This window comes from Bartonella sp. AP88HLJMH (genome assembly GCF_042195605.1).
Lineage (GTDB): Bacteria > Pseudomonadota > Alphaproteobacteria > Rhizobiales > Rhizobiaceae > Bartonella.
Genome location: NZ_JBHIOR010000001.1, coordinates 167,696 through 181,671 on the forward strand (window position 1 = coordinate 167,696; position 13,976 = coordinate 181,671).

Here is a 13,976-nt window from a genome sequence, read left to right on the forward strand (position 1 = left end):
TAAAGTTCTATATGAGCTACTTTTTTATTTCTACCCAAAAATCAAAACGATGCAAGAAATATAAAAATAAATTCTTTTTAAGCAACATTAAAAAGACGCAAAAAGCGTAAATAAAGGTGCCTCAAAGTATAAATAGTGAACACTGCTTAAAAATAAAAGGAGATTTACGTGTCATTTCTACCGGAGTGGTCTATTGTTGTACAATTTGCTTTAGCATCGTTGATTTTAGCACTTATTCCAGGACCAGATATGATGCTTTCTGTAGGACGAACCATTACACAAAGCAAAAAAGCTGGAATTATGTGCGCCTTGGGTAGTGCAACAGGGTTTGCCATTCAGGTTACCGCTGTAGCACTTGGCTTATCAGCGCTTATTTTTGCTGCACCACATACTTTTGTTCTTCTGAAAATTGTTGGCGCCTTTTATCTTTTATGGTTTTCCTTTCAAGCTTTACGGAGAAACCCCACTTTTTCCTTTGAACAGACATCTTCTAAATCTCAAAGCGCTAAACGTAACTATCTTGCTGGTATTGGAATTAATCTTCTCAATCCTAAAGTTATACTCTTTAACGCGACATTCTTACCACAATTTATCAATGCGAATGATCCTATGGCAACACAAAAATTGCTCTTTTTAGGACTCTCTTATATTCCTATTTCTTTCCCCATTACAATTGCAATCGTTTTTACAGCGCATAAACTTACCAAAACTCTCAAAAAGAACCCTCTTTATATTCGCTTTCTCGACTGGCTTATTGCTGGTACTTTTACCAGCTTTGCCCTCCATCTCCTTGTGGTTACAAAACATTGATTTATACGTGTAATGTATCGCTTTTAATTTAAATAAAAAAACAAATATTATAAGATTTTTTCATTTCAAACCTGTTTGTTTTGAATAAAACAATACCTTTCCTTTGTACATCACAAGAGAAGCTGGAGTTTTCGTATGGATAAAAACTATCTAAGAAAAGAATAAAAACACCTCTTATAAACCATCTCAAGTACTAAAAGCTGTTACAACATTGGGAGCTGAAAAATAGAATGGTGGTACCAATTTACACCTTTATTAAACATAAAGGTGTAGGAGTACAATACATTCACAGAAGCTTTTTGTTACACTCCTCACAAGCATTATCGTGATATGAAGAGTGTACTAAGAGATACTTAAAAAACATATCAATGGATAACTTAATGGTATTTATATTTTAGATCCTCTGTTTTGCTTGTGATGCGTGATCTTATTTAAGAAAATAATAAACAAAAGCATGAGGCAGTGCACAATCTCCACTTTTTAAAAGATATTACCGTAGATGCTTTTAAAAGACACAAAACCTAATTAATGAGTACGATAATAAGGTAGAAATTAGTTATAATCCTTAAGACCTCATATTCCCTCTAAATTAGGCTTCCTTCTTAATTTCAGAGATTATGCAAACAAGACTATAGACAATATCTTACCCCATTTAGCATATAAACGCTGAAACTGTTCGTCTAGCACTTATCCATCTTAATCTCTGTCTCACATATGCCATCGCATGAGGTTTGGATATTAATTTACAAACAAAAAAGTATAGGCCTCGATATCGCTGAAAATTGCGTTACCTAATGACCAATGGCATTTTCAAGTCGTAAACGTTCAGATTTACGTAAGCGCTCTGAAGCTGATTTAAGCTGTCCACATGCAGCTAAAATATCGCGTCCACGCGGTATCCGAATAGGAGAAGCATAGCCCGCTTGATTAACGACATCAGCAAAACGCTCGATTTGCTCCCAATCAGAACATTGATAATTACTCCCTGGCCACGGATTAAAAGGGATTAAATTAATCTTAGCAGGAATCCCTTTCAATAACTGAATCAATCGCTTAGCATCATCTAAACTATCATTGATATCTTTCAGCATAACATATTCAAATGTGATTCGTTTTGCATTGGAAAGACCAGGATAATTACGGCAAGCCTCCATTAGTAAAGCAAGCGGATATTTTTTATTAATGGGAACAAGCATATCCCTTAGTGTATCGTGTACTGCGTGGAGTGAAATTGCTAACATAACACCAATTTCTTCTCCAGTTCGGATAATTCCAGGAACAACTCCACTAGTTGAAAGCGTAATTCGACGTTTTGATAAAGAAAGTCCATCGCCATCAGAGGCAATCAATAAAGCTTTTTTAACAGCTTCAAAATTATAAAGAGGTTCTCCCATTCCCATCATAACAATATTGGTAATTTTTCGTCCTTCAATGGGAACAATTGCTCCATCAGGGGTATTCTTATCAGGAAAATCACCCAAACAATCACGTGCAACCAATAATTGTGCCAAAATTTCTTCTGCGGTCAGATTACGAACAAGCATCTGCGTTCCCGTATGGCAAAAAGAGCAGGTTAACGTACACCCTACTTGCGATGAAAGACATAAAGTACCACGTCCTTCTTCAGGGATATAAACCGTTTCAATTTCAACAGGCCTTCCAGCTCCACGTGCAGGAAAACGTAAGAGCCATTTACGCGTACCATCTTTTGATATTTGTTCTCCAACAATTTCTGGGCGCGCAATGGAGAAATGACACTTAAGTGTTTCTTGCATTGCTTTAGAAATATTCAGCATCTCATCAAAATTTGAAACACCACGCACATAAAGCCAATGCCAAAGCTGACGCACACGCATACGCGTTTGATGCTCTGGTACACCAACTGTCTTTAAAGCTTGCATCATTTCATCTTGCGACAAACCAATTAAAGAGAGCTTAGAACTCTCCTTCACGACCACATTATCTGTTTTTCGTGCAAAACATGAACCAACTGGTCTAAGGTCATAAGAAATGGCCATTGCTTTCCAATTCACATCACTATTTTAGAGTTATCGAAACCTTAATGGCACTTTTGAGCTGCATTTAATGCAGCAGTGACCCCTTTTAAGGAATAAGTATAAGTGGTATGCGTTCCTCGTTTTGATATCGCTTGCACTGTCATATTGCTTCCAGCACGCATAGCAGAAACAAGCTGCTTTTCTAGCTCTGATGACGCCAGCCAAGCTGAGGAATCTTTCGTGAAAAAATCAAAGTCCTTACCTCCAATGGTCACTGTCACTCTCGACCCTTCTTGAAGGGTATAACCAGCCATAAACTGCGGTTCAAACGAAATAGGTGAATGAGAACGCTTGGTAACCAAGAAAAAATTATCGCCATGATTAACTGTCGTTGGAAGAGCCTTCAAAGGTACCGATAACACATAGCAAATCGTATTTTTGGGCGATTTATAAGAATAGGCTCCCCACGCTTCAAATTGATTTAAACGGCTTGGCGTTTGTGCATATGCCACTCCCGCTGTAACAAGAACCATTACAGATGCAGCAATAACAGTCTTTTCAAACATCTTCATTTAGCTCACTTCTTTAGTCTCTAACAAGATTTTCTTCATTGGAAAAATTTAACAAAAACTCCTCGATATTCATGTGTTATTGTCCTAATTCCTTCAATAAGCGAAATATTTTCACACTAATCAAAATAGATTTCTACGTTTCATTGTGACCTTTTAATCGTTACCAAAACATAAACTTCTTATTCAATAACCACATTAAAAAATAATATCTTCATTTTACGCTACTTATTTCGTTTTTGTATAAAAAACGATTTCTTTAAGCTATAGAACTTCAAAACGAGATGAAAATATACCACCACTCTGTTAAGAAATAAACCTTACTCTTTATATCACAAGCAATCTGATGCAAAATTTTGAAAATACACCCCGGACTCCCCGCAAAAAAGCTTAATCGCCTTACGAATATCACTTCTCGACTTTATGCATTCAATACATTTATGTTCGCAGAATACTCCATCTTTTACTCATTATAGTGCATTCATATTTCGTATTCAATATCGTCCCGATAACACTTTTTCTCAATCTTCAAAAGACCTTGTAAAAATAATAAAATATTATCAAGATATTAATAATAAAACATAAAGAATTTAGATTCTATCTCAATAATCACATACAATTTTGTTTCTTTTGATCTTATTTCCCTATATATTTCATCTCCAATTATTAATTTCTAAAATGATTTTAGTAACTTATAATAGCTTAATCGTATTATTTTAATGTATTAGACGATATTTTTCTTTCTGTTATAAAAAACTTCTTAAGAATTCTTTGGGAAAGTCTCCTTATCTTATTTCTAAGTAATTTATAAAAAGAAATATAAAACTTTTTTCTATAGCAGTTCTAACATTACCATTTTTTAAACAATATTTTAATCAATTAAAGACACTTAAATAAATCTTCCTATGCATAAAAACTCTTTCACCCAACCTAAAGGTATAATTTTCATTCTTACCGTACAAAATTGTTCTTTAGCATGAGCTCTATACAACAGCAGACATCTAAATCATATCTATAAAATAGTTGATCTCTCCACTTGTGAAGAAGAAAGCTGGCATCATAACACTATTTTCCAGCCCCCAATGTTTTGCTGCAACCCTCAATACTTGAGACGATTCATAAGAAGCATTTTTACCCCTTTCTTGTACAGTTTTTATCCACACGCTAATTCCGTTTACAACGTGCAAGGAAATGGTTTTGATTGATTCAACATAAACAAGTTTGGAATGAGAGAATTTTACAATATTCGGATCTCTCATCTAACATGCGAAATAGTGAATTATATTTAAAATCAATATCTTGCTATACTGAAGATACAATATATCTCTTATTTCTTCTTGAGCATTAAAATATTATCCCTAAACACTCAAACTCAACTTACAAAAAAATTCAATGCACAAATAAACTTTTCTGTTGATTTCTTTCCCGCTTTCAAAGGACGAAGATTCTTAATCCAATCTGGACTGAAAAAGTTTGGATTCTTGTCGAGCGATCTCCTCTTTTCTTCCCACTCATGTGATTCACTTAACTAAAGGCTCTACAGACAAGTCCTGTTTAAAAATATTTACCACGCACTCTAAAAGCACTTAATATATTAAGAAGACTTACAGAATTTATCTCACCATATCTCAAATGATAGTGTTTTTACAGTATAACAGGATAAAAGAATCCACGAACATAATAATTAGATGCTTTAATATACGAGAACAAGAAAGGAAAAGCCCTTCGTTTTTGTTGGTTACTCTTTAAAAAGAAGGTTCAATTAGAAGTAATTTTCTTAAATCTCATGACATAACCTTTTGTTATTAGTCTTAAGATGCAAATTATATTATTTCCTACGCTCTGTAGTGCATACCTCGCAATTTATACGCTCATAATAACTTTTAAGCTGCATTTGATTCTGAAGTTTGAATCAATAAAGCATAAAGCGCATTGGCATTATGCGTACTGCGCAACTTTTGTACAACATCAGTGTGACGCAAAACACGTGCGATCTGTGATAAAGCTTTTAAGTGATCTGCACCAGCATTTTCAGGTGCTAAAAGGAGAAAAACGAGATCTATAGGTTCGTCGTCAAGAGCTTCAAAATCAACAGGACTTTCAAGACGTGCAAATATACCAATGATCCGATTAATATCAGGTAATTTTCCATGAGGAATCGCAATACCTCCACCCAAACCCGTTGAACCAAGCTTCTCGCGTTGTAAAACAACATCAAAAATCACATGTTCACTAAGACCTGTTAGCTTGGAAGCTTTTTCGGCTAAAATTTGCAGAACCTGTTTTTTCGAATTAGCCTTAAGAGCCGGAATGATCGCTTCCGGTGCTATTAACTCACTCAAATTCATACTTTAATTTTCCTCTTACACGCTAAAATGCTCATCAATAAACCTATAAACGCTATAGATACTTAATGTTCTTTCACTTTTCGCAACATCGCATGTGTTTTTACTTTTCAATTTATAATGGGTGATGGCTCAATACATCTCATATCACTTCTAAAACAATAATAAATAGTATTCGGATCATCATTAACGGCATGAGAAACCAAACAAATGAAGTTGTTCATAAAGTTAATTTCCTTACGACTCTAGAAAAGGCCATTATTCATAAACTTATTAAACTTGTCATAAGAGTTGATGTATAATCCGCCATCAGAGTTTTTCTTTCTTTAAACAATGAGCCCTTAAATTAAGATGAAAAGCATACTGAGCAAAATGGACCTTTACTTTGAAAATTACTGTATAGCTTGAACATCGACTTATAACAAGAATATAAAGATTTTTAGAAATTTAATGATTATTTTAAAAGATTTATAGATTTAGCCTGATATCTGTAGCCAAGTTCCTATTTTCAAATAGGCGATATAAACCAATAAAATACGACAACTCCTATTGAATAACCGCAATATATAAACCGGTGCTCCCATCAAAATACCTAAAACAGCATCATCGATATATTTTTTGATTCGACAGAGAAAAATATGATAAATATCTCTTACCTTTCAATAACACACGCATTTATTGAGAGCTTCGTTTATCACTCATTATCACGTTAATCTAGTGATATCTTTTCTATGATACAATTATGAGTAAGCTAAACTTATAAAACAACAAACTAACCTCTAATGATGAAGCCTTTTTCACCACTCAATAACAACATTAAGGTTATAGTCATAAAAGAAGTTTTGGCATAAATAAGGAAATTTTCAGTAATAATGTTTGGTTAAACTTAAATGGAAACTCGTGAAAGCTGTAAAATCAAAGAGAAAACTGATTTCCCAAATAAATTCTGCGTACATCAACGTTGTTGATAATATCGTTAGGACAACCGTGAACTAACACCCGCCCTGTATGAATAATATAAGCGCGATCGACAAGCCCTAATGTCTCACGCACATTATGATCCGTTATTAAAACACCAATGCCACGCCTCGTTAAATGACGAATAAGTTGTTGAATATCGAAAATAGCGATAGGATCAATTCCTGCAAATGGTTCATCAAGTAACATAAAATGGGGACGAGAAGCTAAAGCGCGCGCAATTTCAAGTCGCCGACGTTCACCTCCAGATAACGAAAGTGCAGACATTTTACGTAAATGATCAATTTTAAATTCATGTAAAAGGCTATCTAACTCTTCACGTTGTTTAAGGCGATCTTTTTCAACGACCTCTAAAACAGCTTTAATGTTATTTTCTACTGAAAGACCACGAAAAATAGACGCTTCCTGTGGAAGATATCCAATACCTAAACGCGCACGTCGATACATCGGAAGATGCGTAATATCAAATCCATCAATTTTAATGGATCCTCCATCAGATTTTATAAGCCCTGTCACCATATAAAAACAAGTTGTTTTACCTGCCCCATTGGGCCCTAAAATGCCAACGGCTTCTCCCGTACGAATGCCAAAAGAAACACCATTAACAGTTCGTCTTCCTCGATAAACTTTAATCAAATTACTGGCAATCAAGGTCCCTTTTAAGGGATTTTTTGAAGCTTCACTTTCAAGATTATACCTATCGGTCTGTTTTTTTCTTTTGATTCCAAACATGAAATCTTAATGGCCATTCTTTTGATTTTGTTTTAAAATAATAGAAACACGACCTTTTTTCTTAGGCGTCTCACAACCTTCTAAAAAAGCCTTTCCGCTTTCCATATTTGCCGTTAGTTTGCACCCCGTTGCCACATTGTCACCATCAGTTAACACAACATGATTCCCTGTCAAACTCATCATTTTTGACTTTCCATCAAAAACACCTTTATCACCCGTAGCAACTTGCGTAGCAATTTTTATATAAACTTTTCCTAAAGCTTCCATTTTTTGTATACTCGACGAACCAAATAAAGAAACAGATGATGCCTTTGTATCTTCCTTGTTTTTATCAATTTCTTTATATGCTTTATCGTAGTAAACAACTAATTCTGCCGTTTTTAAAAGACGTTCACCTTGTACCACTGAAACATCACCCTTAAAAAGCGCTATCCCTTCTTTATCACGTATTTCCAAAGAATCTGCATGAAGTTCTACCGGTTCTTTATCGCTTGATAGACTTATTCCAAAATGAGCCACTTCAGCATATCCTAAAACTGCTCCTTCTCCTAACATTCCCATGCTAAAAGCTAACATCACACCTATCCATCTTTTGTACGATTTCATTATTTCAATTCTTCTGTTTGTATATACACATACTTCTCTTTATAAATATCCTTTAAAGATTTGTATTGATATTGCGTTATTGCTTTTGAAGCACTAAATGCACACCACCATGGAAATATATGTTTTTTCCTTTTTCTCGAATTTGTAAGGCGTTTGCGGCAAGATTCAAACCGGCTTGCTGAATATTAACACGTTGATCTGTTTTTAACTGTCCCTCGGATAAGTTAATACTAGCTGACATAAATCGTACCATCATCCCATCATTCGTCGTAATCGTGAATGGCTTATCCAACTGTAAAAAACCATTAATGTTATCGTAAACCCCCCCTTGTGCGACGAGAAAAACCTGTCGTTGTTGGCCCATAAATGCTCTAGCTGTAATGTTTTGCAACCCAATCATTCCAGCGTGTGTATGGTCTTGAAATGCCTTTTCTGCTTTAAGCCAATAAGGTTCATGAGCACGCGTATACCCTTCTAATTTTGGATTGAGCATCGTCAAATTCATCACGCCACTTTCTCCATTATTCAAAGGCATAGAATCAGAAGTAACAGGAACCAAGAAAAACGTAAACCAGCAAAAAACCAGCGCTGAAATCAACGCTACGAGAGGTAAAAAAATTTTTAATATGCTAATGCGACGCGAATGACGGGATGCTTTTTTTAAAACATCTCCAAAAGATGATTGCGTTGAAAAGGCTTTATAATGATTGTGTACGGACATACTCTCCTGATCTCTTAAATCCTCCGCATTTTTAATCTGTATACCCTTTATAGAAGGTATTTTCAAATTTTGTTTCTTGCAATTTGTTTTTTCTTGATTTTATTTTGCTTTTATCCGTTTATATATTGTAATATGCATGAAGTGCACAATTACAAAATTTTTTTGTGTGAAAGTGAGGCTATTGTGGTAAAATCAGAGCTTGTACAAATTATCGCTCGTCATAACCCGCATCTTTTTCAACGGGATGTGGAGAATATTGTAAACGCTATTTTTGAGGAAATTGCAACAGCACTTGCAAATGGCAATCGCGTTGAACTTCGTGGATTTGGAGCTTTTTCTGTAAAAAGCCGTTCAGCCCGTAATGGACGTAATCCACGAACAGGTGAAGCCGTTTCTGTTGAAGAAAAGTGGATTCCTTTTTTTAAAACTGGCAAGGATTTACGTGACCGTCTTAATCAGTGAGAAACTTATGATAATTAAACGTATTCTTCTAACAAGTATCGGTGTGATTCTCGCAGCGGTTTTGATTGTTTTTATCGTGGCTAATCGTCAAATGGTTCCGTTAACCCTTGATCCTTTTCGAGCAAATCCTGAAAGTTTTACTTATCATGCTCCCCTCTTTATATGGCTCTTTATTTTCTTTGGTTTTGGTATTTTATTAGGAAATCTGATCAGTTGGTTTTCCTATCACAAATACAAAAAAGCTCTCAAAAAAAGTAAAGCCGAGATTGAAAAATTGAAAACATCTATTACAAATCTGGTGTAATGGTATTTAAATGAAATCTTTTCTCTTTAGTATTTTATATTCAGTACAGAGTTAAAAGTGCTCTTTTTCTTTTTTATACATGTTTTAATTGACTTTAGCTTTTTTGCACTTTTACGAAACATTTAAGAGCTTTATAATATATTTTTATACCTCATATACCGTGATACAAAACATGTCCGCACAATGCTTTCAATTCTCCCATAACAATAGATATCCGCAGGAAAAGCTGCCCCTTATTTTAGAAACGGGTATAAGCGAAAACTATGCTCTCATTGATTCTGGTCATGGACAAAAATTAGAACGTTATGGAGCTTACCGCATTATTCGACCAGAAGGTCAAGCACTATGGAAACCCGCTTTACCACAAAAACAATGGGCTGATGTTGATGCTATTTTCACAGGAAACCTTGATGAAGAAGGGGTTGGGCGTTGGCATTTTCCTAAAAAGCCACTTGATGAAACATGGGCTCTTGCTTGGAATGGATTGTCTTTTCTAGGCCGTTTTACTTCCTTTCGTCATGTGGGGGTTTTTCCTGAACAAGATGCCCATTGGCGCTCTATGGAAGAACAAATTGTTAAAGCCGAACGCCCTATAAAATTGTTGAATCTTTTTGGCTATACAGGTATTGCCTCTTTGATTGGAGCACGAGCGGGTGCGAATGTTACCCATGTTGATGCTTCTAAAAAAGCCATTGCGTGGGCAAAAGCTAATCAAGAAAGAGCAGGATTACCAGATCATTCTATTCGCTGGATTTGCGATGATGCTATGAAATTTGTCGAGCGTGAACTGCGTCGTAAGAAAAGCTATGATATGATTCTTCTTGATCCCCCTGCTTATGGGCGTGGACCCCATGGTGAAATTTGGCAACTGTTTGATCATTTACCCGCTATGATCACAAATTGTCGTAAACTTCTCTCTGATAAACCGCTCTCTGTTGTCCTTACGGCTTATTCTATTCGTGCTTCCTTCTTTGCACTTCATGCTTTAATGCGTGATGCATTTGTAAATCTTGGTGGTACGGTCGAATCAGGAGAACTCATTTTGCGTGAAGAAGTTGCAGGACGTGCTCTTTCTACTTCTCTTTTTAGCCGTTGGATTGCTTGAATATGTGTAGACCCAAAACTGGTAGAGTGAAAGAAATTACCTCTCTTAGCAACCCCATCATAAAAAATCTTAAAGCACTTAGCCAAAAGAAAAACCGTAATAGAGAAGGTCTTTTCATGGCAGAAGGATTGAAATTGGTCATTGATGCTCTCAATCTTGGCTGGACAATACAGACGCTTATTTTTTCTAAAAGTGAAATCGGTAATGCTACTATCGAAAATACTGCCGCACGTGCTGTAGCCAACGGTGGTTTTGTTATTAAAGCCTCACAAAAGGTTATGGAATCACTTACCCGACGCGATAATCCACAAACAGTTATTGGTATTTTCAAGCAAAAATGGCACTCTTTTGAAATGATAAAAGGGCAGATTAAAGATGTTTACATCGCGCTTGATCGTGTACGTGATCCTGGAAACCTTGGTACCATTATTCGAACCGCTGATGCTGTAGGTGCTAAAGGTGTTATTTTAATTGGCGAGACAACAGACCCTTTCTCGCCTGAAACAGTCCGCGCAACCATGGGATCTATTTTCTCTGTACCACTTTATCGTTTTGATGAAAACGGCTTTTTAAACTGGTCTTCTCACTTTAAAGGTATGATTGTTGGAACACACCTCAAAGGTTCTCTGGATTATCGCACACTTGACTTCAAAAATGGCCCTATTATCCTTTTAATGGGGAATGAAAAACAGGGATTATCAGATCTTCTTACGAATCGGTGTGATAAACTTACGCGTATTCCACAAAGCGGACGAGCAGACTCGCTTAATCTAGCTGTAGCAACAGCTGTTATGCTTTATGAAATCCGTCGCCCCTATTTAATACTGGAACCATGTGAGGAAAAACATGATTCGTAAATCACTCCCTTTTCTTCTCTTGGGCTTGGCTTTTACAGTAGTACTTGATCAAGCTGTCAAATACTGGGTTATGCACAATATGCCTTTAGGAACAGAAATTTCGCTTATTCCTTTTCTTTCCCTTTATCATGTGCGCAATTCTGGCATTGCATTTTCGTTTTTTTCTTCCTTTTCTCAGTGGGGAATCATCGCCATCACGATCATTGTGATTATCTTTCTTCTATGGTTATGGAAAAATACTGAATATAATAAGTCTTTAATGTGCTTTGGCCTTATTCTTATTATTGGGGGAGCCATCGGCAATCTCATTGATCGTATTCGCTTTCATCATGTCACTGATTATATACTTTTTCATATTGATGATATTTTTTATTTTGCTATTTTCAACCTTGCAGATAGTTTTATCACTCTCGGTGTTATTGCCATCCTTATTGAAGAATTGCGTACTTGGATGAAAGCAAGGCGTCATTCCAATAGTACATCTTCTCATTGATATGTTCAGTGCCTTAGAAAACAGAGATTATTGACCGTCACAAGTCTGATTACGCATTGATTTCTCTTAATCAATTCTTGTTGCTCGTCATTTCACGTGTTTCTCTTCATGGGACTATAAGATCTTACTTTCTTTTCAACTTTACATTTCTACACTTAGTTAGTGCAAAAGAAATGAACTCAAATAGAATCAATATTTTTTATCCATGTGTCCTACATCACAATTTTTGAGGAGACATTTCACAGCATTTGAAGTTCTGTTTATTTGATTTGAACAATTGATTTTCGTACGTTTTTTAGTTTTTACAGATATCGATTTTACAGAGCCTTTCTTAAGTGCTTCGTTTAAAAACTCTCCTTTTTTATTTTATATATTGTTTAATAAAAAACATTTTTTCAACTATTTTCAATGGTGTCTTGTTAAAGCAACATATTGATTATAAATATAAATTACCGTTTTTCATATTGAATAAAAGCCCTTACTATCCTAAATCTCTTTTATTTGGAATCTGTTCATGTTGAATCCATTAAAACAATATCTCTTGCAAGACACAAGTCAATAATCTTGATTGATTTAATATGAACAGATTTTCAACCAGAGAATCTTGCGATATTCGGAGTATCATTTAGCATTCAAAAAGACAATTTATCATTATACATCAATATATTATATAAAAATCCAATTCAATAGCTCTTATAACCGTGCAAAACAGATGCAATATTGGAGGTTGAAAATAGTGTGATGATACTTGCCGCTCTTCTCATAAACGCAAAAATAGTGAATATTTATAAGGGATTGTATTACATAGTTTCTGTGAAAATAGAAAAGTTTTTAAGTATAGTCTTTTTATCTTGCAAAAATATGGCAAAAAATGGAAATATTTTTTATTAAAATGAACTATTTCCTTACCAATTTGTAAGGTTCCTTCTTCATATAAATCTCTTGTAATTTTTAAATAAATCTCCATAATAAGAGCATATATGCTGGAATTCTGTCAGTGATTCTTAAGGGTTTTTGTATTTGCCCAATTAAGGCTTATACCAAGCTTATCTGTGTAATGACAGAGACACCTTTAAAGCCCTATACCTGACAGAACATATGCTAAAGGATTTTATATTATGGCTAATTTTAAAGATTTACGTTCGGCACCTGCTTCTCATGCCGATGCATCAATTGATCAGGGATTACGCGACTATATGTTGGGTGTCTACAATGCAATGGCCATTGGTTTGCTTATTACAGCTGCTGCCGCTTATGCAATTGTATCATTAGCAACGACAACAGATATGAGCCAAGCAGCAGCTCAAATCAATAGCAGTGTTTATCTAACACCATTTGGAGTAACATTTTATACATCGCCATTCTCTTATATTGTTATGTTTGCACCACTCATAGCAGTCTTATTTCTCAGTTTTAAAATTAATACATTGAGCACAAATGCTGCTCGTAGTCTCTTTTTTGGTTATGCTGCTCTGGTTGGTCTTTCACTGTCTTCAATCGTTTTGCGCTATACGACAGAAAGTGTTGTGCAAACCTTTGTCATTTCCGCCGCAACTTTTGGAGCTCTTTCACTTTATGGATACACAACAAAGCGTGATCTCACAGCAATCGGTTCATTCTTATTCATTGGATTGATCGGCTTGTTGCTTTCCATGATTGTGAACATTTTTCTTGGATCAAGCGCTTTGCAGTTTGCTATTTCTGTGATTGGTGTTTTTATCTTTGCTGGTTTAACAGCCTACGATACCCAGAGCATTAAGTTGATGTATTATGAAGGAGATGAAAGCGATACCAGAGGACGTAAAGTTATTATGGGCGCGCTGAATCTTTATCTTGATTTCATCAATATGTTTGTCTTCTTGCTACAGTTTCTTGGCTCAAACCGTGATTGATTGCAAAAATCATTACTTAATTAAAGAACCTTGTTTCTAAAAGAAACAAGGTTCTTTTGTTTTTAGTGTAAATCTTTACCCTCTGCTTCTTAGAAACTATTCTTT

13 protein-coding genes are annotated in these 13,976 nt (G+C 35.3%); 7 read left to right on the plus strand and 6 right to left on the minus strand.

All coding sequences use genetic code 11. The features are described 5' to 3' along the window. Positions 1–168: 168 nt before the first annotated feature. Positions 169–810: a LysE family translocator gene (locus tag ACFIMA_RS00585; RefSeq protein ID WP_375612781.1), complete on the plus strand. Its 642-nt coding sequence runs from the start codon at positions 169–171 to the stop codon at positions 808–810. A 791-nt stretch (positions 811–1,601) separates the two neighbouring features. On the opposite strand, the gene rlmN is transcribed toward ACFIMA_RS00585, so the two are convergent. The 6 genes from rlmN to lptC all read right to left on the minus strand — a co-directional run bounded on the left by rlmN (position 1,602) and on the right by lptC (position 8,758). Beyond that, positions 1,602–2,828, minus strand: a complete 1,227-nt coding sequence (rlmN, locus tag ACFIMA_RS00590; protein ID WP_375612780.1) for a 23S rRNA (adenine(2503)-C(2))-methyltransferase RlmN — start codon at positions 2,826–2,828, stop codon at positions 1,602–1,604. A gap of 41 nt (positions 2,829–2,869) precedes the next feature. Beyond that, the gene (locus ACFIMA_RS00595) at positions 2,870–3,373 is read right to left on the minus strand and encodes an invasion associated locus B family protein (protein ID WP_375611465.1); all 504 of its coding nucleotides are present in this window, start codon (positions 3,371–3,373) and stop codon (positions 2,870–2,872) included. Between the two features lie 1,886 nt (positions 3,374–5,259). Next, positions 5,260–5,724, minus strand: a complete 465-nt coding sequence (gene ptsN, locus ACFIMA_RS00600; protein WP_375611353.1) for a PTS IIA-like nitrogen regulatory protein PtsN — start codon at positions 5,722–5,724, stop codon at positions 5,260–5,262. Positions 5,725–6,636: 912 nt separating this feature from the next. Next, positions 6,637–7,431 carry an LPS export ABC transporter ATP-binding protein gene (gene lptB / locus ACFIMA_RS00605; RefSeq protein WP_012754448.1) on the minus strand — a complete coding sequence of 265 codons (795 nt, stop codon included), beginning with the start codon at positions 7,429–7,431 and terminating at the stop codon, positions 6,637–6,639. Between the two features lie 6 nt (positions 7,432–7,437). Beyond that, a complete protein-coding gene (locus ACFIMA_RS00610) occupies positions 7,438–8,037 on the minus strand; it encodes an LptA/OstA family protein (RefSeq protein WP_375612778.1) in 600 nt (199 codons plus the stop codon). Positions 8,038–8,113: 76 nt separating this feature from the next. Beyond that, entirely contained in the window at positions 8,114–8,758 is a 645-nt protein-coding gene (gene lptC / locus ACFIMA_RS00615; protein ID WP_375652375.1) for an LPS export ABC transporter periplasmic protein LptC, read from the minus strand. 183 nt (positions 8,759–8,941) lie between these two features. Between lptC and ihfB the strand changes: the two genes are divergently transcribed. The 6 genes from ihfB (at position 8,942) to ACFIMA_RS00645 (ending at position 13,871) form a co-directional block, all read left to right on the plus strand. After that, the gene (gene ihfB, locus ACFIMA_RS00620) at positions 8,942–9,220 is read left to right on the plus strand and encodes an integration host factor subunit beta (RefSeq protein WP_273790186.1); all 279 of its coding nucleotides are present in this window, start codon (positions 8,942–8,944) and stop codon (positions 9,218–9,220) included. Between the two features lie 7 nt (positions 9,221–9,227). Further along, the gene (locus tag ACFIMA_RS00625; protein ID WP_273790185.1) at positions 9,228–9,524 is read left to right on the plus strand and encodes a lipopolysaccharide assembly protein LapA domain-containing protein; all 297 of its coding nucleotides are present in this window, start codon (positions 9,228–9,230) and stop codon (positions 9,522–9,524) included. Between the two features lie 172 nt (positions 9,525–9,696). Continuing rightward, complete coding sequence (locus ACFIMA_RS00630; RefSeq protein ID WP_375692986.1) at positions 9,697–10,629, plus strand: class I SAM-dependent methyltransferase; 933 nt, start codon at positions 9,697–9,699, stop codon at positions 10,627–10,629. 2 nt (positions 10,630–10,631) lie between these two features. Beyond that, positions 10,632–11,486, plus strand: a complete 855-nt coding sequence (locus tag ACFIMA_RS00635; RefSeq protein WP_375611349.1) for a TrmH family RNA methyltransferase — start codon at positions 10,632–10,634, stop codon at positions 11,484–11,486. Continuing rightward, on the plus strand, positions 11,476–11,979 hold the full coding sequence (gene lspA / locus ACFIMA_RS00640) for a signal peptidase II (protein ID WP_375612774.1): 504 nt from the start codon (positions 11,476–11,478) through the stop codon (positions 11,977–11,979). Before ACFIMA_RS00635 ends, lspA begins: the two co-directional genes overlap by 11 nt. A 1,118-nt stretch (positions 11,980–13,097) precedes the next feature. After that, on the plus strand, positions 13,098–13,871 hold the full coding sequence (locus ACFIMA_RS00645; RefSeq protein ID WP_375611347.1) for a Bax inhibitor-1/YccA family protein: 774 nt from the start codon (positions 13,098–13,100) through the stop codon (positions 13,869–13,871). Positions 13,872–13,976: the final 105 nt, after the last annotated feature.

Bases quoted from the DNA above. Each gene is read 5' to 3' on its own strand.
- rlmN (WP_375612780.1), bottom strand. From the start codon at position 2,828: ATGGCCATTTCTTATGACCTTAGACCAGTTGGTTCATGTTTTGCACGA.
- ACFIMA_RS00595 (WP_375611465.1), bottom strand. From the start codon at position 3,373: ATGTTTGAAAAGACTGTTATTGCTGCATCTGTAATGGTTCTTGTTACA.
- ptsN (WP_375611353.1), bottom strand. From the start codon at position 5,724: ATGAATTTGAGTGAGTTAATAGCACCGGAAGCGATCATTCCGGCTCTT.
- lptB (WP_012754448.1), bottom strand. From the start codon at position 7,431: ATGTTTGGAATCAAAAGAAAAAAACAGACCGATAGGTATAATCTTGAA.
- ACFIMA_RS00610 (WP_375612778.1), bottom strand. From the start codon at position 8,037: ATGAAATCGTACAAAAGATGGATAGGTGTGATGTTAGCTTTTAGCATG.
- lptC (WP_375652375.1), bottom strand. From the start codon at position 8,758: ATGTCCGTACACAATCATTATAAAGCCTTTTCAACGCAATCATCTTTT.
- ACFIMA_RS00625 (WP_273790185.1), top strand. From the start codon at position 9,228: ATGATAATTAAACGTATTCTTCTAACAAGTATCGGTGTGATTCTCGCA.
- ACFIMA_RS00630 (WP_375692986.1), top strand. From the start codon at position 9,697: ATGTCCGCACAATGCTTTCAATTCTCCCATAACAATAGATATCCGCAG.
- ACFIMA_RS00635 (WP_375611349.1), top strand. From the start codon at position 10,632: ATGTGTAGACCCAAAACTGGTAGAGTGAAAGAAATTACCTCTCTTAGC.
- lspA (WP_375612774.1), top strand. From the start codon at position 11,476: ATGATTCGTAAATCACTCCCTTTTCTTCTCTTGGGCTTGGCTTTTACA.
- ACFIMA_RS00645 (WP_375611347.1), top strand. From the start codon at position 13,098: ATGGCTAATTTTAAAGATTTACGTTCGGCACCTGCTTCTCATGCCGAT.